Annotated in this window: 19 protein-coding genes; 5 read left to right on the top strand and 14 right to left on the bottom strand. The window is 72.8% G+C overall.

Annotated elements, in window-relative coordinates:
- Positions 1–69: 69 nt before the first annotated feature.
- On the top strand, positions 70–1,446 hold the full coding sequence (gene nhaA, locus AB0J33_RS15485; protein WP_363613903.1) for a Na+/H+ antiporter NhaA: 1,377 nt from the start codon (positions 70–72) through the stop codon (positions 1,444–1,446).
- A gap of 16 nt (positions 1,447–1,462) precedes the next feature.
- Here nhaA and AB0J33_RS15480 read toward each other — a convergent pair whose 3' ends face one another.
- The 10 genes from AB0J33_RS15480 to AB0J33_RS15435 all read right to left on the bottom strand — a co-directional run bounded on the left by AB0J33_RS15480 (position 1,463) and on the right by AB0J33_RS15435 (position 9,285).
- Positions 1,463–1,660: a hypothetical protein gene (locus tag AB0J33_RS15480; RefSeq protein ID WP_363613901.1), complete on the bottom strand. Its 198-nt coding sequence runs from the start codon at positions 1,658–1,660 to the stop codon at positions 1,463–1,465.
- 4 nt (positions 1,661–1,664) lie between these two features.
- Positions 1,665–1,988: a hypothetical protein gene (locus AB0J33_RS15475; RefSeq protein ID WP_363613899.1), complete on the bottom strand. Its 324-nt coding sequence runs from the start codon at positions 1,986–1,988 to the stop codon at positions 1,665–1,667.
- On the bottom strand, positions 1,985–2,347 hold the full coding sequence (locus tag AB0J33_RS15470) for a DUF1622 domain-containing protein (RefSeq protein ID WP_363613897.1): 363 nt from the start codon (positions 2,345–2,347) through the stop codon (positions 1,985–1,987). The genes AB0J33_RS15475 and AB0J33_RS15470 overlap by 4 nt, the downstream gene beginning before the upstream one ends.
- A gap of 39 nt (positions 2,348–2,386) precedes the next feature.
- Positions 2,387–2,974 carry a TMEM165/GDT1 family protein gene (locus AB0J33_RS15465; protein WP_363613895.1) on the bottom strand — a complete coding sequence of 196 codons (588 nt, stop codon included), beginning with the start codon at positions 2,972–2,974 and terminating at the stop codon, positions 2,387–2,389.
- A 219-nt stretch (positions 2,975–3,193) separates the two neighbouring features.
- Positions 3,194–4,159: an L-histidine N(alpha)-methyltransferase gene (gene egtD, locus AB0J33_RS15460; RefSeq protein WP_363613893.1), complete on the bottom strand. Its 966-nt coding sequence runs from the start codon at positions 4,157–4,159 to the stop codon at positions 3,194–3,196.
- Between the two features lie 21 nt (positions 4,160–4,180).
- Positions 4,181–4,957, bottom strand: a complete 777-nt coding sequence (gene egtC / locus AB0J33_RS15455) for an ergothioneine biosynthesis protein EgtC (RefSeq protein WP_363613891.1) — start codon at positions 4,955–4,957, stop codon at positions 4,181–4,183.
- A 43-nt stretch (positions 4,958–5,000) separates the two neighbouring features.
- Positions 5,001–6,338, bottom strand: coding sequence for an ergothioneine biosynthesis protein EgtB (gene egtB / locus AB0J33_RS15450; RefSeq protein ID WP_363613939.1), 1,338 nt, complete (start codon positions 6,336–6,338; stop codon positions 5,001–5,003).
- Between the two features lie 80 nt (positions 6,339–6,418).
- The gene (gene egtA / locus AB0J33_RS15445) at positions 6,419–7,657 is read right to left on the bottom strand and encodes an ergothioneine biosynthesis glutamate--cysteine ligase EgtA (RefSeq protein WP_363613889.1); all 1,239 of its coding nucleotides are present in this window, start codon (positions 7,655–7,657) and stop codon (positions 6,419–6,421) included.
- Positions 7,658–7,829: 172 nt separating this feature from the next.
- A complete protein-coding gene (locus tag AB0J33_RS15440; protein ID WP_363613887.1) occupies positions 7,830–8,636 on the bottom strand; it encodes a hypothetical protein in 807 nt (268 codons plus the stop codon).
- Between the two features lie 16 nt (positions 8,637–8,652).
- The gene (locus tag AB0J33_RS15435; RefSeq protein ID WP_363613885.1) at positions 8,653–9,285 is read right to left on the bottom strand and encodes an RNA polymerase sigma factor; all 633 of its coding nucleotides are present in this window, start codon (positions 9,283–9,285) and stop codon (positions 8,653–8,655) included.
- Between the two features lie 526 nt (positions 9,286–9,811).
- On the opposite strand from AB0J33_RS15435, the gene AB0J33_RS15430 reads away from it, so the two are divergent.
- Both AB0J33_RS15430 and AB0J33_RS15425 read left to right on the top strand, forming a co-directional pair.
- The gene (locus AB0J33_RS15430; protein WP_363613883.1) at positions 9,812–11,176 is read left to right on the top strand and encodes a protein kinase; all 1,365 of its coding nucleotides are present in this window, start codon (positions 9,812–9,814) and stop codon (positions 11,174–11,176) included.
- Between the two features lie 125 nt (positions 11,177–11,301).
- Positions 11,302–12,564, top strand: a complete 1,263-nt coding sequence (locus tag AB0J33_RS15425; protein ID WP_363613880.1) for a nucleotide sugar dehydrogenase — start codon at positions 11,302–11,304, stop codon at positions 12,562–12,564.
- Positions 12,565–12,672: 108 nt separating this feature from the next.
- On the opposite strand, the gene AB0J33_RS15420 is transcribed toward AB0J33_RS15425, so the two are convergent.
- The 4 genes from AB0J33_RS15420 to AB0J33_RS15405 form a co-directional block, all read right to left on the bottom strand.
- Positions 12,673–15,147 carry an FtsX-like permease family protein gene (locus AB0J33_RS15420; protein WP_363613878.1) on the bottom strand — a complete coding sequence of 825 codons (2,475 nt, stop codon included), beginning with the start codon at positions 15,145–15,147 and terminating at the stop codon, positions 12,673–12,675.
- A 147-nt stretch (positions 15,148–15,294) separates the two neighbouring features.
- A complete protein-coding gene (locus AB0J33_RS15415; RefSeq protein WP_363613876.1) occupies positions 15,295–15,960 on the bottom strand; it encodes a response regulator transcription factor in 666 nt (221 codons plus the stop codon).
- Entirely contained in the window at positions 15,957–17,177 is a 1,221-nt protein-coding gene (locus AB0J33_RS15410) for a histidine kinase (RefSeq protein WP_363613874.1), read from the bottom strand. The genes AB0J33_RS15415 and AB0J33_RS15410 overlap by 4 nt, the downstream gene beginning before the upstream one ends.
- A gap of 46 nt (positions 17,178–17,223) precedes the next feature.
- Positions 17,224–17,934, bottom strand: coding sequence for a DUF305 domain-containing protein (locus AB0J33_RS15405; protein WP_363613872.1), 711 nt, complete (start codon positions 17,932–17,934; stop codon positions 17,224–17,226).
- 139 nt (positions 17,935–18,073) lie between these two features.
- Here AB0J33_RS15405 and AB0J33_RS15400 point away from each other — a divergent pair, with 139 nt between their 5' ends.
- Both AB0J33_RS15400 and AB0J33_RS15395 read left to right on the top strand, forming a co-directional pair.
- Positions 18,074–19,519 (top strand): hypothetical protein, encoded by a 1,446-nt coding sequence (locus tag AB0J33_RS15400; protein WP_363613870.1) that lies wholly within the window; start codon positions 18,074–18,076, stop codon positions 19,517–19,519.
- Positions 19,520–19,674: 155 nt separating this feature from the next.
- Positions 19,675–20,886 (top strand): SLC13 family permease, encoded by a 1,212-nt coding sequence (locus AB0J33_RS15395; protein WP_363613868.1) that lies wholly within the window; start codon positions 19,675–19,677, stop codon positions 20,884–20,886.
- The last annotated feature ends 1 nt before the right edge of the window (position 20,887 follow it).

Below are 20,887 nucleotides of genomic sequence, written 5' to 3'. Positions count from 1 at the left end.
AGCGGTGTGCCGGGAAGTCTGGTCGGCGAGTGGTTTCCTGCCGTCCCGATTTCCGAGGTGAGCCCCCAGATGACCCCCCGCACCCCACCGGACGGGCCGCGTCCGCCAACGGCTCGACTGTTCTCCCGGTCGTCCTGGCCGGAGGCCCGACACCTGGCCGACGTGCTACGAACCGAGACCGTCGGTGGCGCGCTGCTGCTGACCGGCGCCGTGGTCGCGCTGCTCTGGGCCAACTCCCCGTGGTCCGACTCGTACACCCGCCTCGGTGCCGCCGTGCCCTGGCCCGGCGGTGCGCCCTGGCACCTCGACCTGGACGTGGCCACCTGGGCGGCGGACGGCCTGCTGGCGATCTTCTTCTTCGTGGTGGGTCTGGAACTCAAGCGGGAGTTCGTCGCCGGTGACCTGCGCGACCCGCGCCGGGCCGCGCTGCCGGTGGCGGCCGCACTCGGCGGGATGCTGCTGCCGGCGCTGATCTACGTGGCCGTCGTCCTGGGCGGAGGCGGGCCGGGCCTGCGTGGTTGGGCCATTCCGACCGCCACCGACATCGCTTTCGCCCTCGCCGTGCTCGCGGTGGTCAGTTCGCATCTACCCCAGGGCCTGCGCGCATTCCTGCTCACCCTCGCCGTGGTCGACGACCTGATCGCGATCACCATCATCGCGATCTTCTACACCGCCGATTTCCACCCCGTTCCGCTGCTCGCCGCGTTGCTGCCGATCGGGCTCTTCGCGGTGCTGGTGCAGCGCGGGCGTACCTGGTGGTGGGCGTTGCTCCCCCTCGCGGTCGCCGCCTGGGCGCTGATGCACGCCTCGGGTGTGCACGCCACGGTGGCCGGTGTCCTGCTCGGCTTCACGGTCCCGGTGCTCGCCCGCCGGCCGGCCGGCGGCGACCAGCCGGCCACCGGCAGCCCCGGGTCGAGCGCGGTGGAAACGGGCGAGGGTGGGCTCGCCGCGCGCCTGGAGCATCGCTGGCGACCCGTGTCGGCCGGCTTCGCGGTGCCGGTCTTCGCCCTGTTCGCCGCCGGGGTCACCCTGCGCGGCACCGACCTGGGCGCCCTCCTGACCGACCCGATCGTGATCGCCATCGTTGCCGGCCTGGTGTTCGGCAAGAGCATCGGCATCTTCGGCTCGACCTACCTGCTGGCCCGATTCACCCGCGCCGAACTCGACGAGGACGTCACCTGGGCCGACCTGCTCGGGATCGCCCTGCTGGCGGGGGTCGGGTTCACCGTCTCGCTGCTCATCGGCGACCTGGCCTTCGGGGCCGGCAGCACGGCCGACGACCGGGTCAAGGCGGCCGTGCTGCTCGGCTCGGTGATCTCCGCCGGATTGGCCGCCACGGTGCTCACCCGCCGCAACGCCGTGTACCGCAGGGTGGCGGAGCGGGAGCGGCTGGACGCCGACGGGGACGGCGTACCCGACGTCTACCAGCACCCCGACGCCCGCTGAGCGCGCGGGCTCGCGGTCAGTGGCGGCGGTCGGCGGGCGGCAGGTCCTCGGTCTCCTCCGCCAACGCCTCCGCCGTCGGCCCGGTGAGGTCGTCGCCCGGCACCGCCACCTCCTCGACGCGGTCCTGCTCGTCGGTCTTCCCACCGGGCGGCGGCTCCGGAGCGGTGGCAGCGCCGGAGTAGCCGTACTCGTTCGGTTCGTCATGCCGCGCCATGTGGTCAACCTTCCGCTTTTCCCGTTTCACCTGATGACGCCAACGGTAGGTGGTGATCGTCGTCAGCGCAGCGCGCCGGCGATTGTCGGCCCGGCCACGGGGGTGGCCAGCTCAGCGCCGTCCCGAGCAGCTGACGCAGGGCGATGATCGCCACCGCGCCGGCCAGGCCGCCCCAACCCGGCTCGCCGGCGAGCCGGAGCAGGCCGGCGGCGGTGAGCAGATCCAGCAGCACCCGGACACCGCTGCGCAGCGCGCCGGTGCTGAGCGTGGTGAGCACCCCGGCGACCAGCGCCAACGCGGTGACCGCCGTGACCAGGGTGCCCGTCACGGCCGGCGCTCCCCCTCGGCCACCTGACGCTGCTCCTGACGGATCTCGCGGCCCAGGAAGTAGTTCAACGCCGTTCGGATCGTGGCGATCGCGGCCAGTTGGCCGATCTGCTCGAACGACGGGGACACCGCCGTGCGCAGCACGTCGGCCGCCAACTGGAACTCCAGGCCGAGGGTCAGGAAGCGACCCAGGGAGAGCCGGATCGACGTGAAGCGGGCGGCGCTGCGGTGTCGCAGCCCCTCGACCGCGAACCGCACCGCCGCCCACACCGCACCAACGAAGATCACCAGCGCGCCGGCCACCTCCACCACGGCAACCAGCACCTGGTCGCCGTGTCGCAACAACTCGGCCGGCTCCACCTCGGGCCGTTACCCGCCCTCCGGGCAGCTAGTCGGCGCTCAGGTCAGCTCGTTCACCGCCTCCAGGATCAGCCAGAGACCGGAGATGGCGAAGAGGACCGCGGCGCCGTACTTGATGGCCTTCTCCGGCAGCCGGCGGCCGAGCATCCGGCCGACCAGGATGGCCAACGCGTCGGCCGCCACCATGCCGATGGTGGAGCCGAGCCAGGTCCCGAACCAGCCGTACTTGGTGGCCAGCGTGATCGTGGCGAGCATGGTCTTGTCGCCCAGTTCGGCCAGGAAGAACGCGACCGACACCGCCACCAGCGCGGTCTTGTTGGTCTTCTCCGCCTTGCTCTTCTCCTCCTCGGTGAGTTTGTCCCCGCGCAGCGTCCACGCACCGAACCCGAGGAACGCCACACCGGCCACCAGGGAGATCCAGTCGGTCGGCAGCACCGCCCCGAGACCCACGCCGATGGCGACCGAGGCAAGGTGCACCACCGCCGTGGCGACCGTGATGCCGATCAGCACCGGGATCGGTTTGAACCGTGTGGCGAAGGTCAGCGCCATCAGCTGGGACTTGTCCCCCAGCTCGGCGACGAAGATGACGCCGAAGCTGACGACCAGCGCGACGAAAAATCCCTCCATGACGTCCTTCCCGTTCAAAGCCGGGAGGAGGTACATGGGCGCCCTCGACCCGGCTGCAACAGCCTGAGTCGAAGGTCTCGCCCGCCCCGAGAAAACCCGGGGCCGCGTGGCCGGGTGCGAAACGCACCAGTATGTCGACCACGACATTGGGGGCTACTCCCCTTCGCGTGGTCAGCCTAACCGATCACCGGCCAGCCCGGCCGAGGCGGGTGAACAGGCTCACCGCGCCCGCGCCAGGGTGACGCCGAAGAGCCCGTCCGGGTCGGTCCAGAACTGCGTGGTGCGGAACCCCGCGCCGGCCAGCTCCGCGGCGATCCCCTCCGGATGGAACTTCGCCGACACCTCGGTACGCAACTCCTCCCCGGCCGCGAAGTCGACGGTCAGACCCAGCACCCGTACCCGCATCGGCCGGGTCGCCCGCAACCGCATCTCGATCCACTCGTGCTGCGAATCCCAGACGGCGACGTGCGCGAACGCGGCCGGGTCGAAGTCGGCGCCCAACTCCCGATTGATCACGTGCAGCACATTGCGGTTGAACTCGGCGGTCACCCCGGCGGCGTCGTCGTAGGCGGGCACGATCACCGACGGGTCCTTCACCAGATCCGTGCCGAGCAACAACCAGTCACCGACCTCCAGCGCGGCACGCATCGCCGTCAGGAACTCGGCCCGCTCGGCGGGCAACAAATTGCCGATGGTGCCACCGAGGAACACCACCAGCCGCCGGCCACCCGTGGGCAGCCGGTCCAGTTGCCGGGTGAAATCCCCCACGATCCCCCGGACCCGCAGGCTCGGATAGTCGGCGGCGATCTCGGCGGTGGACCCGCGCAGCGCGCTGACCGACACGTCGAGCGGGACGAACGAGCCCAGCCCACCCCGGCGGGTGAAGGCATCCAACAGCAGCCGGGTCTTCTCCGACGAACCGGAACCCAACTCGATCAGCGTCTTGGCACCGGTCAGCGCCGCGACGTCCGGCGCGTGCGCCGCCAACACGGCCCGCTCGGCCCGCGTCGGGTAGTACTCCGGCAGTCGGGTGATCTCCTCGAACAGTTCGCTGCCCCGGGCGTCGTAGAACCACTTCGGCGGCAGCCACTTCTGCCCGGCGCTGAGCCCGGCCCGGACGTCGTCGCGCAGGCCGCGCTCCAGGTCACCCTCTTCGAGGTAGATCTCCAGGGGTTCGGCGGTCATCGGTTTCGCTCCTCTGTTCGATCAACCGGTGCCGGCCTGCCCGGCGTGACGCACCGGGGCCGGCAGTGGACGTACCCGCACCTCGCCCGCGGTGGCGACGACGAGGTGCCCCTCCGGCACCGACCGCCACCCGGGATCGTCGTCGTGTGGCTCGGAGGCGAGCAGCACCGAACCCGGCGCCCCGCGGACCGACAGGGCGTGCCCCGCCACGCTGGCCACCACCCGCCGCCCGTCGGTGAGCAGCAGGTTGAGCCGTGATCCGGGCGCGGCGGCCGCGACGTCGGCCACCGTCCGCCCGACCGCCTCGGCCGGATCCGCACCGGCGCGCAACCGGTGCCGCACCAGCGCCCAGAGCAACGCCGAGTCGGTGGCAGCGTCCAGGGTGAGCAGGTCACGCACCGGCAGACCCGCGGCGAGCGGCACCACGGCGTCCGGCCAACCGCGGACCACACCGTTGTGGCTGAACAACCACCGCCCCTCGGCGAAGGGCGCCGCCGCGCCGTCGAGCACCGCCATCCCGACCGTCGCCGAACGCACCGCCGCCAACATCGCCGCGCTGCGGGTCACCGCCGCGAGCTGGGCGATGGTCGGGTCGCTCCAGATCGGCTGCGCCCGCCGGTAGCGCACCGGCTCACCCTCAACCGGGTACCAGCCGACGCCGAACCCGTCGGCGTTGATCGTGCCGCCACCGCGCATGTCCCGCGGCGCCCAGGACTGCCGCACCAGCGAGTGCGGAGGGTCGAACAACACCTCGGCCAGCGTCACCGGCGGCCCCAGGTAGGCCAAGTGGCGACACATCAGCGCCCCCGGCCCGCCGCCGGGCCGCCGGTCGTGCGACCACTCACCGGTACGACTCGTCCGGACGCACGTCCCGGGCGCAGCGGAAACCGCTGAAGATCTGCCGGCGGATCGGATAGTCCCAGTTACGGAAGGTCCCCCGGCAGGCCGACCGGTCGGTGCCGAACGAACCACCGCGCAACACCCGGTAGTCGCCGCCGAAGAAGACCTCCGAATATTCGCGGTAGGGGAACGCGGCGAAGCCGGGATGCCCGTCGAACGTGCTCGAGGTCCACTCCCAGACGTCACCGATGAGCTGGTGCACCCCCAACGGCGAGGCGCCCGCCGGGTACGCGCCCACCGGCGCCGGGCGCAGATGCCGCTGGTCGAGGTTGGCGTGCGCCTCGGACGGGTCGTCATCACCCCACGGATAACGACGGGACCGCCCGGTCGTCGGATCCCAGCGGGCCGCCTTCTCCCACTCCGCCTCGGTCGGCAGCCGCCTGCCAGCCCACGCCGCGTACGCCTGCGCCTCGTACCAGCACACATGCACCACCGGCTCGTCGGCGCGGACCCGATCCCACTGGCCGAAACGCCGATACGACCACCCGTCGCCGTCCCGACGCCAGTGCATCGGCGCGCTCAGCTGCTCCGCGATCCGGTGGGCCCAGCCAGCCGGACTCCACCACCGCTGCTCGGTGTAGCCGCCGTCGGCGATGAAGGCCGCGTACTGGCCGTTGGTCACCGGGGCGGCGTCGATGAAGTACGCCGGGAGGTCGACGCGGTGCGCGGGGCGTTCGTTGTCCAGCGCCCACGGGTCGGTGTCGGTGCCCATCGTGAACTCGCCGGCCGGCACCAGCACCTCCGCACCAACCCGCACCGACGGCTCCGGCGGCGCGGGGGTGTGCAGCACCGTCGGACCCGAACGCAGCTGGTGGGTGGCCAGCATGGTCTCGTCGTGCTGCTGCTCGTGCTGCACGATCATGCCGAACGCGAACCCGTCGGCGACCAACGGGCGCTCGGTGAACGCCACCGCATCGAGCAGATCGAACACCTTGTCCCGGACGGTACCCAGATAGGCGCGCGCCTCCGCCGGCGGTAACAGGGGCAGCGCCGGACGGTCCCGGCGTGGCTGCTTGAACGCGTCGTACAGCTCGTCGATGTCACACCGAACCGGCTCCCGGCCCCCGACGTCACGGACCAACCACAACTCCTCCTGGTTGCCCACATGGGCGAGATCCCAGACCAGCGGCGACATCAGTGGCGAGTGCTGGCGCATCAGGTCCGCGTCGTCGACCACCTCGGTCAGCAACGTCGTACGCGCCCGGGCCCGCGCCAACTCCACCGCGATGCGGTCGCGCAACTGCTCCCCGTCAACCCGACCCGACTGCGGGGCTCGCAACCCCGGCTCACTCCTCGCGCTCACCGAGCCCCCCGCCGCTCCCGACTGCGGGGCTCGCAACCCCGGCTCACTCCTCGCGCTCACCGGTCTCTCCTCTCCGTGGCGGCGGTCAACCGCCGCAGTACGCCCCGCTGGATGTCGTCGTGGACGCCGACCGGCAGATCCAGGCGGGGCAGGGTGGTCAGGGCCAGGTCGAGCAGGGACGCCGCGGCCGCGGCCAGCGCCGGATCGGCCAGGCCGTGTCGGGCGGCGGCCGACCACCGGTGCGCCTGCGGCGCGGCGATCGCGTACGCGTCGCGCACGGTGCCCGGATCGTCGAACAGGGCGGTCAGCACCGCCAGCGGCAACCGCCAGTCCCGACCCGGTTGGGTGTCCAGGTAACGCAACTCCAGGTAGCCGCGTGGCCGCACCGGTGGGAAGAGGGTGCTGACGTGGTAGTCGAGGTCGTCGGTGGTGGGTGGTTGGGGCAGCGCGCCGTCGAGCCAGTCGGCGAAGGTCACACCGGGTGGCGCGGCCCAGTCGGCGTTGTCCCGGCGCAGGCAGAGCAGCGGCGCGGCGAGCACGTAGCGGATCCAGGTGGTGGTCGGGTCGTCCTCGGCGTGGCCGGGCGACCAGACCGGGCGGGTGCGGGCCGGGTCGATGGCCAGCCAGGCCGCCATCCGGGCGGACGCCCAACCGGTGCGCCGCCCGGCGTGTCGGGCGGCGGTAGCGAACGCCGCGAGTAACGGGGGGCCGACCGCGTGGGCCGCCGCCCACCGGTCGGCGACCTGATCCGGCTCGCCGGCATCGAGGCAGACCTGCAGGCCGGCGGTGCTGTACATCATGGTGCGGCCGTCCGGGCCGCGCCGGTCGAAGGCTGCGCGCATCGCGCGGTAGCGGGGGGTCTCCACCACCGGGCCGGGCCGACGGTGGGGATCGATGCCGCTGCGGCCCAGGATCAGCCCGGCGGCGGCCAGCAGGTCGGTGACCTGGGCGATGTCTGCCTCGGTGGCGCGGATCAACGCGGCGACCGACAGGCGGGGCGGGGTGGATATCTCCAACTGGCCGCCCGGCTCCAGGGTGACCACGCCGCCGTGTCGTAGCGGCTCGGCCGGGCTGGTGGCATCCAGCGTGGCGGGGCTGTGCCGCCCCAGCGCCGCGCGCAGCCGACTCGCGTCGACCAGACGGGCGGGATCGGCGGCGTCGTGCACGGTCCATTCCAGTTCGACGCCGGTGTGCGTCGGTGGGCCGGTCTTGAAGCAGATCCGGGCGAGATGCCGGACTGCGGCTGCGGACTCGCGCAGGATCGCGCTGCGGTCCAGGTCGGGTGACGTCACCAAGGGTCGAGCCCCCTCTCCATGCGCCGACTCCGGCACACTGTGCCACCGTAAACCCACCCACCGACACCTTCGGGGGCGTGCACGGCGACACCAGTCTCTGTCTAACAGACGAATTTCCGGTGCAGGGGCGGAACAAACCGCTCCAGCCGCCGACCGTTCAGTCGCCGACCGCTCAGTCGCCGACCGTTTCGCCGTCGACGGGATGCCTCGCCGGCGGCGGCAACGGTGGGCCCTTCGCCGACGAGGACGGTTTGGCCTTCGCGGACTCGGAGGGCTTCACCTTCACGGACTCGGAGGGCTTCACCTCGGGCACCAGCCGCTGGCAGTACGCCTCCACCCCGGCGGGGCCTCCGGCGGCGGTCACCAGCCTCTGGAAGGCATCCGTACGCAACGCCTTCTCCCGCTGGTCGGGCTTCTTGGCCCGCCAGGCGCGGCACAGACCGTGCAGCTGCTCGGCGGGGGCGGGGCTGGCCGGCGGCGTGGCGGTGACGGGTGACGGCGCGCCAGGCGACAGAGCACCGGGGGGCGCCGCCCGGCTGGGTTCGAGCGATCGGGGTGCGCCCTGGTGGGGCGAGGGTGACGGGCGCGACGGCGCCGGCGCGACCGGATCCGGCGCCCGGTCCCGGGTGACCGCGGCGAAGGCGGCGCCCGCGGTGGCGGTGGCCGCCACCGCGCCGACCCAGGCCACCGCCCCGGTGGTCACCCGGCGACGGCGTGGCCGGTGCGGCACGGCCGGCGCCGGGTTGGCCCGGGCGGCCCGGAACGCGGCCAACGCGGCCTCCTCACCGGCCAACTCTCCGGGGCGGACCGGGCCGGCGGCTGCCGCGAGCAGCGCGGCCACCCGGTCGGTCGTGGGCTCGCTCGGGGCGGCCAGGTGCGCCTGCGGTGGCGTCGCGGGTCGGCCCTGGTCCACCGTGGTCCGGGCCGAGTCGAGCAGCCGGTCGGTGTCGGCGTGGTCGGGCCGCCGGAACGGGTTCATCGGAAGTCCCCTCACGTCAGCCATCCGCCGGTTCGGCGTGCGGCGCCCGCAGGGTTGGACCACTCTCCGTGCGCGGCTGCGGCACCGCCTCGGCCCCGACCGGCGTCCCGGCCGGGTTCTGTCGCTCCAGCAAAACCGCGAGCCGTCGTAGACCTCGGTGCGCGGCGGTGCGCACGGCGCCGGCACGGCGGCCCAGCACCCGGCCCGCGGCTCCCGCGTCCAGCCCGATCACTGCCCGCAGCAGGACCGCCTCGGCCTCCCGGGGCGGCAGGGTCGCGATCAGCGCGAGAGCAGCCTCGGTGCCGATCGTCTCGTTGGCCCGCTCGGCGGTGTCCGCGTCGCTGGCCAGCTCGACGAGCGCCTGCACCGGAACCGGGAGTGAGGGTCGGCGGCGCATCCGACGCAGGTGGTCCATGGCGCGGTTGCGGGCGATGGTGACCGTCCAGGCCCGGAACTCGCCCCCGGTGAAGGCGGGCAGGTCACGGGATATCTGAAGCCAGGTCTCCGAGGCGACGTCCTCGGCGTCGGCGCCGACGAGGGCGGTCAGATAGCGCAACAGCCCTGGCTGGAGGCTGCGGTAGAGGAAGCGGAACGCGTCCTCGTTCCCGGCCTGCGCGGCGCTGACCAACTCCGACAGGTCGGCGTTCATCCGCGGCCCACGCGTCGTCCGGGGCGTCCCGGCCCGATCCGCCGCGAGGCTGGCCACGCGAGACGAATCGTCCGCCCGATGAGCACCCGCACCGCCCCTCCGCCAATCTGATTGTGCCGCGACAACGATTGTCGGGGCGACGGGTCCGCGGGGCAAACGGCGGGGGCGCTCGGGCGCTACCACCGCAGTGGCGGGACGGGCCCGAGCCGGGCTAACGCTAGAAGGTGGCTCAGGACGCGACAAGTCGGCGTCGTGTCACGGAAGAGTGACAATTATCAACCCTGCCGGACGGCGCGTCGCCGTAACGGTCGGTGACCAGGAGACGCCAACCGTGTCTAACGGCGGTTTCTTGCCGCCACGGAGGATCCGTACGACGAAAATTGTCGCTTTTCGTGACACCACGCTTTCGCAGTGTCACCGAAGCGGAACGTCCACACAGGTCAGGCCGGATCAGCCGGTCTGAACCAGCCGCCCGGCGGCCCTGCCGCGGCGCGCCGCCCCGCGGCACTCTAGGTACGGTAATGCGGTGCTGTCATCGGAGGTCGTACTCAGCGGTCGCTACCGCTTGGACGAACGTGTCGCCACCGGCGGCATGGGCGACGTCTGGCGTGCCTCCGACCTGATCCTCGGCCGGCAGGTCGCGGTCAAGGTGCTGCTGCCGGCGCTGGTCTCCGATCCCGACTTCATCGCCCGGTTCCGCGCCGAGGCCCGGATCATGGCGGCGCTGCGGCACCCCGGCATCGTGCAGGTCTTCGACTGCGGCGCGGACGACCTCCCCGACGGCGCCCGGGCGGACTACCTCGTCATGGAGTTCGTCGCTGGCGAGCCGTTGTCCAAGCGGATCGAGGCGGCCGGACGGCTCGACGTGGCCGAGACGATGTCGATCGTGGCCCAGGCGGCCGCGGCGCTCAACGCGGCGCATCGCGGTGGCATCGTGCACCGCGACGTCAAGCCCAGCAATCTGCTGGTGCAGGAGGACGGCACCGTCGTCCTGGTCGACTTCGGCGTGGCCCGCTCCACCGACATCACCAGCATCACCAGCACCAACGCGGTGCCCGGCACCGCCCTCTACATGGCTCCGGAGCAGGCCGCCGGCCGGCCGGTCAGTGGCGCCACCGACATCTACGCCCTGGGCGCGGTCACCTACTGCTGCCTCACCGGCAGTCCGCCGTTCACCGGTGACAACCCGCTCCAGGTCGCCGTCCGGCACCTGGACGACGAGCCGCCGGAGTTGCCGCACGACATTCCGGAGGCGGTCCGTGCCCTGGTGTCGCGGGCGTTGGCCAAGGATCCGCTGGAGCGCTTCAGCACCGGGGCGGCGATGGCCGAGGCCGCCCGGACCGCGGTCACCGGCGGCGAGCCGCCGACGGCGATGGCGTCGCCGGTCGCGCTGCGCGACGCCGGGCCGGACACCCGCACGGACGTACCGGCCGGCGCGGCGGTGGCGGACGGGCGTCCGCGACGGCGGGGGCCGCTGGTCGGCGCGGCGGCGGCGGTGCTGGTCGCGCTGGTCGGGCTCGGTGCGGCGCTGGGCGCGGCACGCAACGCCGGCGACGACCCGGCGGTCCAGCTGCCGACCAACTCGCCGACGGTGGCACCGACCGGTCCGCAGGACCTGCCGGCGGCGAACGAGCAGGTCACCAGCGTCGACCCGGGTAGGACCAACCGGCCGCACGCCCCCGGCAACTCGCCGTCGGCCTCCCTCTCCTCGACGCCCAGCACGCAGCCGAGCCAGTCGGCGAACTCGCCGACGCCGACCACGGCCGTCACCACGGGGCCACCGACCGGCGCGCCGACGACCGGCGCGCCGACGAGTGATCCTCCGCCGACCAGTGATCCCACCCCCACCACGGGCGCTCCGGTCGATCCCGAGGTGCCGGCGGGCGGCTGAGCCGGCCGTCCACGGTGTGCCCCGGCAGTCCCACCAGCACCGATATCCTCAAAACGGACTTACGTCGCCGAAGACGCCTCTAGGCTCTCAGCAGGCCATTTACACCATCTGCTGCGGGAGCCTGGGTGAGCGCTGAAAAGCTGGTCGTCATCGGTCAGGGGTACGTCGGACTGCCGCTGGCCATGCGGGCCGTCGAGGCGGGGCTCGACGTGGTCGGCCTCGACGTCGACGCCGACCGGGTGAAGCGTCTCGCCTCCGGCGAGTCGTTCGTCGAGGACATCCCGACCGACCGGCTGGGCCGGGCGCTGGGCAGCGGCCGCTATCACCCCAGCACGGAGTACGCCGATGCCGACGGGTTCGACATCTGCGTCATCACCGTGCCGACCCCGCTGCGCGACGGCACCCCGGACCTGAGCTTCGTCGAGCAGGCCGGCATCGGCATCGGCCCGTACGTCCGCGCGGGTTGCACGGTGATCCTGGAATCGACCACGTACCCCGGCACCACCGAGGAGCTGCTGCGCCCGCTGTTGGAGTCGGCCAGTGGGCTGACCAGTCCCGGTGACTTCCACCTCGGATACAGCCCGGAGCGGATCGACCCGGGTAACCCGACCTGGCGACTGGAGAACACCCCGAAGGTGGTCTCCGGCGTGGACCCGGCGTCGCTGGCCCGGGTGGACGAGTTCTACCAGCGTCTGGTGGAACGCACCGTGCCGGTGGACTCCACCCGCGTCGCCGAGCTGACCAAGCTGATCGAGAACACCTTCCGCCAGGTCAACATCGCGCTGATCAACGAGCTGACCATGCTCTCGCACCACCTCGACATCGACGTCTGGCAGGCGATCGACGCCGCCTCGACCAAACCGTTCGGCTTCCTGCCGTTCCGGCCCGGGCCCGGCGTTGGCGGGCACTGCCTGCCGATCGACCCGTGCTACCTGTCGTGGCAGGTCAAGCGCCGCCTCGGCCGGCAGTTCCGGTTCATCGAGTTGGCCAACGACGTCAACCACGAGATGCCCGAACACGTCGCGCAACGGATCATGGCGGGGTTGAACCGGGACGGCCGGGCCGTCAGTGGCGCCCGACTGCTGCTGCTCGGTCTGGCGTACAAGAAGAACACCGGCGACATGCGGGACTCCCCCGCGGTCGACGTGGCGCGCCGGTTGCAGGCGCTCGGCGCCGAGGTGCACGCGGTCGAGCCGTACGCGGAGGCGCATCAGATCCCCGCCGGGGTCACCGTGGTGGGGCTCACCGAGCGGGAGGTGCGCGCGGCCGACGCGGTGGTGGTGGTCACCGACCACGACACCTTCGACTACGACCTGGTGGTCCGGCACGCCCGCTACGTCTTCGACACCCGGAACCGGTGCGCCGGCCCGATGGTCGAGCGCCTGTAGACCCGGCACCGCTGGCCGGTCCCGCCGCCGGGGAAGATGGCGGGACCGGCCGGCGGATGTCCGTCCGGTCGCCGGGTGAAGACCCGGCCGCCCCGGACCGGGACCGGGTCACTGGTCGGCGAGCGCCTCGACGACCGGCCGGGACAGCGCCCGGCGGGCCGGCAGCACCGAGGCGAGCAGGGCGGCCAGCACCGCGACGCCGAGGATCAGCCCGAGTTGGCCGAGCGGCAGCACCACGTGGAAGTCGCCGCCGAGGCGGTCCAGCAGGGCCATCGCGGACGCGCTGACACCGGCGCCCAGCCCCACCCCCAGCACCGCGCCGACGAGCGCCATCAGCACCGCCTCGACGGCGAGTACCGCCCGCAGCCGGGCCCGGGTGAGCCCGACCGCCCGCAGCACGGCGTTCTCCCTGGTCCGCTCGACCACCGACAGGCTCAGCGTGTTCGCCACGCCGACCAGCGCGATCACCACCGCGAGGCCGAGCAACGCCGTGACGAAGGCGAGCAGCATGTCCACCGTGCCGGTGAGCATCTTCTTGTACGCGCCCTGGTCCATCAGGTTCACCGTCGGGTAGCCGCCCAGCACCGTCACGATCGCGTCGCGGGCCCGCTCGGGGCTCACCCCGGCGGCCGGGTCGATCTCGGCCAGGTAGCCCCGCGCAGCGGGGAAGAGCGCGGCGAAGTCCTGGTCGGACAGGTCGATGACGTGACCGGTCGGCGCCGCACCGCCGGTGGTGTCGTCGGTGACCACGGCGGCCACCCGGAACGGGCGCCCGCCGACGGTCACCGGAGAGCCGACCTGCCAGCCGCGTGCGCGGGCCAACTCGCGGTGTACCAGTACCTGCCCCGGCCCCAGCCGATCGACGTCGCCGGCGAGCACGCCGCTCAGCGTCCGCCCGACCAGCGCCGGGTGGGCCGCGCGGATCTCGACGTCGGCGACGACGGTGCTGCGCTGCTCGTGCACGACACCCAGTTCGGGGCGGGCGGCAAGCGCTCCGACGAGGGTGGCCGGCAGGTCCTGACCGATTCCGATGACCACGAAGTCGGTCCCGATCTGGTCGTCCACGCTGCGTTCGATGCCGTCCTTGGTGCTGCGCGCGCCGACCATGAACGCGGACACGAGTCCGATCCCGATCACCAGGGCGGTGGCGGTCGAAGCGACCCGCCGCGGGTTGCGCACCGTGTTGGCGACCGCCAGGTCGCCGGTCGCACCGAGCACGCGACGCACCGGCCAGCCGAAAAACCGGGCCAGCGCCGGAACGAGCACCGGCCCGAACAGCACGATCCCGAAGAAGGCGAGCACACCGCCGATCGCCACCAGCAGCACCTGCCCGGCGCCGGCCGCGCCGGCCAGCGCGGCCACACCGACGGCCAGGACCACCGCGCCGATACTCAGCCGCACCCGGCCGGCACCTCGACCGGGCTGCACCGCGGCGTCGGTCAGCGCGGCCACCGGGGCGACCCGGGTCCCCCGCCAGGCCGGCAGCAGCGCGGCGCACAGGGTGAGGCCGGTGCCCAGCAGCAGCCCGGTCAGCACGGTCGGACCGGTCACGGTCAGCGCGCCGGTGACCGGCACGTCCAGTCGGGGCATCAGCAGCCGCAGCCCGCCGGCGAGGGCCACCCCGAGCAGCACCCCGAGCGCCGAGGCGGCCAGCCCCAGCACCGCCGCCTCCAGCAGGGCGGACCGGAAGACCTGCCCCCGGGTGGCGCCGATCAGGCGCAGCAGCGCGGTCCGTCGGGTGCGCTGCGCCAACACGATCGCGAAGGTGTTGGCGATCACGAAGCCGGCCACCACGATCGCCACACCCACGAAGATCAACAGCAGCATCCGGAACTGGTCCACGTTGCGCACCGCCTCCTCGACGGCCTCGTCGAGGATCTGCTGGCGACTCTTCACGGTGGCCTCGGCGCCGGCCACGGCCCGTACCCGTGCGGTCAGCGCCGCGACGTCGGCGCCCGGTCGGGCCGCCACCAGGATCCGGCCGTAGCCCCGCTCGCCGGTGAGGGACAACGCGTCCGGCCCGACCAGGCCGACGAACGGGCCACCGACGTCGCGGGCGGTGCCGGCCACGTCGACCGTGCCGACCAGGGTGTACGGGCGGGCCGCCCCGCCGGTGGCGCCGACGCGTACCGCCGCGCCGAGGGCGAAGCCCTCCTCGGCCGCCGTCGGCGCGTCGAGCACCACCTCCCCGGCCCGGTCGGGCAACCGTCCGGCCACCACGTCGTACGAGCGCAGCGCGTCCTCGGTGGGGATGGCGACGAGCATGGTGAAGCCGAGCACCGGTCGACCGTCGGCACCGACGATCCCGGCGGTGTTGGTCAGCTCACCGGCTGCGGCGGCCACCCCGTCGACCGCCCGCACCCGGTCGATCAGGGCCGGCGGCAGCGCCTCGTGGCCGGCCGGGTAGACACCCAGGTCGGTGTGACGGTCGAAGCTGCCGGCCCGCTCGTACGCGCCGGACCGCATCCCGTCGACGAAGATCATGGTGCCGGCGACGAACGCGACGCCGAGCACGACAGCGAGCGCGGAGAGCAGCAGGCGCAGCGCCTCGGCGCGCAACGAGCGCAGGGTCAGGCGGATCAAGCGGGGCTCCCGGTGCAGGCGGCGGATCGGACCCCTCCGACGCTATGGCCGGCACCGGTCTGTCGATCTCCACCTGCGCGCTCGACCTGTCTGCGTCCCGGGTCGCGGTGCGCCCGTCGAGGGCTACGACCCAGGTCGTACCCGCTGTCATCCGCCCGGCCTGACCAGCCCGCTCTCGTACGCCAGGACCACCGCCTGGACCCGGTCGCGCAGCTGGAGCTTCGCCAGGATCCGCCCGACGTGGGTCTTGACCGTCGCCTCGGCCACGTGCACCCGGGCGGCGATCTCCGCGTTGGACAGCCCCTGGGCGACCAGCAGCAACACCTCCCGTTCCCGTTCGGTGAGCTGCGCGAGCCGGGGGTCGGCGCTCGGGGCGGCGCCGAGCTGCCCGGCGAACCGCTCCAGCAGGCGCCGGGTGATCGACGGGGCCACCACCGAGTCGCCCTGGGCCACCACCCGGATCGCGGCCAGCAGCTCCTCCGGGGGGACGTTCTTGAGGAGGAACCCGCTCGCCCCGGCCTGGAGGGCCGCGAACGCGTCCGCCTCGGTGTCGAAGGTGGTCAGCACGAGCACCCGGGGGCGACCCGCGGGCCGGTCGGCGCAGAGCCGCCGGGTCGCCTCCACCCCGTCCATGGTGGGCATCCGGATGTCCATCACCACGACGTCGGCCTCGGTGCGGGCGAGCACCCGCAGGGCGTCCGCACCGTCGATCGCCTCTCCGACGACCTCCAGGTCGGGCTGGGAGCCCAACACCATCCGGAACCCGGCGCGGACCAGCGCCTGGTCGTCCACGATCACCACCCGGACCGTCATGCCGCGATCACCTCCGTTGCCGGCTCCGACGGTAGCGGCAGCCGGACCTCGACCTGCCAGCCCCCGGTCGGTCGGGGACCGGCGGTGAGGCTGCCGTCGTACACCGTCACCCGCTCCCGCATGCCGAGCAGGCCGTGGCCTCCGGACGGCGTCGGGCTGACCAGCGGGCGGCCCCGACCGTCGTCGACCACCCGGACCACGACGGCCGCGGCGTCGTACGCCAGCACGACCTCGACGCCGGCACCGACGCCGGCGTGCTTGAGCGCGTTGGTCAGCGCCTCCTGCACCACCCGGTAGACGGTCAGTTCCAGGCCCGGCGGCAGGGCCGGTGGCTCGCCGGTGACGGCGCTGCGGACGCGCAGTCCGGCGTCGTCGAACCGGGCCAGCAGCTCCGGCAACTCGGCCAGGGCCAGCCGCCGGTGCTCGGGGTCCGCGGCCACCGTCAGCCCGTCGGGCCCGTCCGCGCCGGCCGGGCCGGCGTCGCGCAGGACGCCGACCAGCCGGCGCATCTCCTCAAGCGCCTGCCGGCCGGTGTCGGCGACCACCTTCACCGCGGTACGTGCCTGAGCGGGGTCACGGTCGAGCATGAACCGCGCGCCGTCCGCCTGAACGATCATGACGGCCATGCTGTGCGCGACCACGTCGTGCAGCTCACGGGCGATGCGGGTGCGTTCCTCGGCGACCGCCGCCCGGGACTCGGCCTCCCGTTCGCGTTCCAGGGTGGTGGCCCGCTCCTCCAGGCTGAGCACGTAGAGCCGGCGGGTCCGCACGTTCAGCGCGACCAGCCACACCGCGCCGGTGACCAGCGCATACCACAGCGCGGTCGCCCACCACTGGATGACGTTGGGGGTCTGCGCGGCGGCCAGCAGCACGCCGACGGCCGCGACCACGCCGGCCAGCACGCCGTCGCGCAGCCGCCGGCCGTACTTCACGATGCTGTAGAGCGCGATCAGGACGGCCACGTCGTAGATGAGTGGACCCCACCGGGCGACCACCTGGATCAGGGCGAGCGCCGCGACAGCCACGGTCACCGCGCCCGGGTGGGTACGGCGGAACAACAGCGCCACCGCCATTGCCACCCCGACCGCCGTCGCCGCCCAACCGCCCGGCTGGTTCACCGCCGCGGCCAAAGAGACGAGCACCACGACAGCGGCGACGGCCACGTCGAAGGCGACGCCACGCAGCGGACGACCGAACAGGGTGCGTGTCACGGTCACCCAGCGTACGTGCCGGGACGCTCGACCCTCCCGCCCGCGGCCGGGCTCAGCGGCCGAGGGCCTCGCGCATGCGGTCGATCTCGACGGTCTGCTCGGTGGCGACGGAGGTGGCGAACTCGTTGAGCGTCAGGTCGGAGCCGACCGTGAGCAGGTTGGTGGCCATCTCGATGGCGCCCTGGTGGTGCTCGGTCATCATCCGGACGAAGAGCTGGTCGAAGTCCGCGCCACGGGTCGCGGCGAGCTGCCGCATCGCCTCGGGCGACTGCATGCCCCGCATGGTGCCGTGGTCGTGCCCCGGCACCTCCGCCGGCAGACCACGGGTCTGTAGCCAGCCGCGCATCATGCCCATCTCCGGCCCCTGGGAGGCGCGGATGCGCTCGGCGATGGCCCGGACGTCGGGGTCGGCGGCCCGGTCGGGGGCGAGCTCCGCCATCGCCAGGGCCTGCGCGTGGTGCGGGATCATCATCCGGACGAACCAGACGTCCAGCGAGTTGTGTGGGGCGGGGCCGGCGTCGCGCACCTCGTGGGCCGCGCGGGTGGCCGCCGTCTCGCCTGGGCGGCCGGGCGCGATGACGGTCAGGTCGGTGGGGACCGGGCTGGCCGTCGGCGTGGCGGGCGCGGAGGTGGCGGGCGCGGAGGCCGGCTGCGCGGCGCCGGTGCCGGCGTCGTCACCGAGGCGGATCATGAGGAACGCCACCAGCGGCACCACGAGGGCCGCTGTGACGATCGCCAGGGTTCGTGCGCGCCGGTTGGTCATGGGCCACTCCCTGGAGTCGAGGTCACCGCGATGCTATCCATTGAAGAAGCCACCGTGATGTGAACCAGCTCACATCGACGTTCTTCGCGGAACTGTAACGTGTCAACCATCGTCTCCCCCTTGCGAAGGGCCCCCGCCGATGATCAGACTCCACAAGCCACGGTTACGACAACTGCGTGTCGTGGCTCTCGCCACGACCGGCCTCCTCGTCGCCAGCGTACTCATCTCCCCGGCGAGCAACGCCCAGGCGCTGCCGCAGGCGGCGCCTGCTCCCGCGCTCACCAACGAGATCCCCGGCGTCGACGAGATCGTGAGCAGCCCCAACCTGCGTCAGATCGCCAACGTGCCGAAGGTCGCCCCACTGGACGCGACCAACAGCGACATCGCCTTCCAGGGCAAGTACGCGTTCGCCGGCAACTACAACGGCTTCGTCATCTACGACATCTCGCGGCCCAGCGCGCCGACGGTCAAGGCCCGGGTGCTCTGCCCGGGGTCGCAGAACGACATCTCCGTCCACGGTGACCTGCTCTTCCTCTCCACCGACTCGTCGCGCAGCGACGACTCCTGCAACAGCACCGCGCAGGGAGCGGACGTGAAGGGCTCGTGGGAGGGCATCAAGGTCTTCGACATCAAGGACAAGGCCAACCCGCGCTACATCAAGTCCGTCGAGACCGCGTGCGGGTCACACACCCACACCCTGGTGCCGGGCAAGGACCGCAAGGCCGTCTACCTGTACGTCTCGTCGTACAGCCCGCGGGCCGAATTCCCGGACTGCCAGCCGCCGCACGACTCCATCTCCATCATCAAGGTCCCGGTGAAGAAGCCGACCGACGCGGCCGTGGTCGCGACGCCGAACCTCTTCCCGGACGGCGGCTTCCCCGGCAGCGGCACCGGCTCGGCGACCACCGGTTGCCACGACATCACCGCCTACCCGTCGAAGGACCTGGCCGCCGGCGCCTGCATGGGTGACGGCATCCTGCTCGACATCAAGAACCGGGAGGCGCCCCGGGTCATCAACCGAGTCCGGGACGAGGTCAACTTCGCGTTCTGGCACTCGGCCACCTTCAACAACTCCGGCACCAAGGTGATCTTCACCGACGAGCTGGGTGGTGGCGGGGCGGCGACCTGCAACGAGGCCATCGGCCCGAACCGGGGCGCGGATGCCATCTACGACGTCACCGGCCGCGGCGACGCCCGGAAGATGACCTTCCGCAGCTACTACAAGATTCCCCGGGCGAACGCCGACACCGAGAACTGCGTGGCCCACAACGGCTCGCTGATCCCGGTGCTCGGTCGGGACATCATGGTCCAGGCGTGGTACCAGGGCGGCATCTCGGTCTGGGACTTCACCGACTCGGCCAACCCGAAGGAGATCGCCTTCTGGGAGCGCGGGCCGCTCTCGGCCGACACGTTCGTCGGCGGTGGCACCTGGTCCGCGTACTACTACAACGGCCACATCTACTCCAACGACATGGTGAAGGGCCTGGACGTCCTGGAGCTGAACGACTGGCGCACCTGGACGGCCAAGCTGACCCACTACCAGGAGCTCAACGTGCAGACCCAGCCCAGCTACCTCGGCTGGTAGGCACCGCGCAGCACACCGGGCCCGACCCCCGATCTCTCGGGGTCGGGCCCGGCCCGTGTCCGGCGGCAGGCCCGCGCCCGAGCAAACCGTGGGGCCCGTCACCGGGGCGGGGGTTGCGAACCGGCTGGCCAGGGGCTGTGCCAACGTGAGCAGATGTGACAGTTGCCGCCCCACCCGAACCGACCACGCGCTGGCGGCCCCACCCGCTGGACGTGGTGGCGGCCGTCCTCGCCGTGGTGGGCGCGGCCTGCGCGCTGACCGGACTGCTCCCCCGGGCGGAGACCACCGCCACCCTGCACCGGATCCTGCCGCTGCTGCTGTTCCTCGGCACCGTGATCGTGCTCGCCGAACTGACCGCCGTGGCCGGTGTCTTCGACGTGCTGGCCAGTCGACTGGCCAGGGCCTCCCGCGGTAGTTGGGCCGCGTTGTTCCTGCTCTGCGGCGGCCTCGCCACGCTGACCACCCTGGTGCTCAACCTCGACACCACCGCCGTACTGCTCACTCCGGTGCTGCTCGCGCTGGCCCGGAACCTGCGGATCCCCGCCGCCCCGCTCGCCGTCACCACGGTCTGGCTGGCGAACACCGCGAGCCTGTTGCTGCCGGTGTCCAACCTGACCAACCTGCTCGCCGCCGGCCGGGTCGGGTTGGCGCCCCTGGCCTACGCGGCCCGGATGGCGCTGCCCCAGATCGCCGCCGTGGCGGTCACCATGGCCGTGCTCTGGATCGGGTGGTGGCGACGGGACCGGCCCGCCGGTGGGCGTTTCGTCCCGCCGGCCCGGCACGTACCGGCCGACCCGGTCCTGCACCGGACGGCGCTCGTCGGGTGCCTGATCTTCGTCGCCGGGATCCTCGCCGGCGTGGAGATCGGTCTCGCCTCCACCGTCGCGGTCGCGCTGGTGCTGGTCGGGTTCCTCGTCCGCTCCCCCGCCACGCTGCGCCCCGGGCTGGTCCCGGTGCGCCTGCTGTTCTTCGTCACCGGTTTGTTCCTGGTGGTGCAGACCCTCGGCCGGCACGGGCTCGACGAAGTGGTCGGCAACCTGCTCGGCACCGGCGGCGGCGCGCTGGGCGCCCTGCGCGCCGGTGGCACCGGAGCGCTGCTCGCCAACGCCGTGAACAACCTGCCCGCCTACCTGGCCGGCGAGTCGGTGCTGCCGACCGCCGACCACACCCGCCTGCTGGCCCTGCTGATCGGCACCAACGTCGGCCCGTTGGCCGCACCCTGGGCGTCCCTGGCCACCCTGCTGTGGTTCGAGCGCTGCCGGGCGGCCGGGGTGGCCGTGCCGGTGACCCGGTTCGTGCTGACCAGCACCCTGCTCGCGGTCACCGCGACGCTCGCCGCGGTCGGCGCGCTGCTGCTGGTGACCTGAC

Source organism: Micromonospora sp. NPDC049645 (genome assembly GCF_040675155.1).
In the GTDB taxonomy this organism is placed as follows: Bacteria; Actinomycetota; Actinomycetes; order Mycobacteriales; family Micromonosporaceae; genus Micromonospora.
The sequence above is the reverse complement of the archived record's forward strand: the minus strand, read 5'-3'. Positions and strand labels throughout refer to the sequence as shown.